This is a genomic window from Oleiphilus sp. HI0132, assembly GCF_001635845.1.
In genome coordinates this window covers 1-385 of sequence record NZ_LWGJ01000907.1, presented here as the reverse complement: position 1 = coordinate 385, position 385 = coordinate 1, and the positions used below count along the sequence as shown (strand labels likewise).

Here is a 385-nt window from a genome sequence, read left to right as displayed (position 1 = left end):
AACGCAGTATGATCTTAAGCTTGCGTTCCGAATTGAAAGCTGAAGCGCCAGAGTTACTTTCATTGATCAGTGTGCCAAGTATTAATATCGCGGACATGCAGTCTACTGTACCTGACAATACTTCCATGTTGTTCTTCTCACAATCAGTCAAAGGTTTGAATGTCTTTGCTCTCAACAAAGATAGTGTTTACGGACATATGGTTGAGTTGGCAAATATTGACACGCTTGTCGAAGAGTATTTGGAAAAGATACGGACTAGGTCTGATGATTATCTATCAAATAGTCGCGCCTTATATGATGCACTCATCAAACCCGTAGAACCACACTTAAACGGTACCAGTCTATTAATTACACCCTATGGAAAACTGCATTACTTGCCATTTGG

The 385-nt window shown here is 40.3% G+C and carries 1 protein-coding gene; it reads left to right on the top strand.

Annotation, left to right across the window (positions count from 1 at the left end):
• Positions 1–95: 95 nt before the first annotated feature.
• A partial coding sequence (locus tag A3766_RS30945) for a hypothetical protein (protein WP_231882878.1) occupies positions 96–385 on the top strand: 290 nt, incomplete at its 3' end.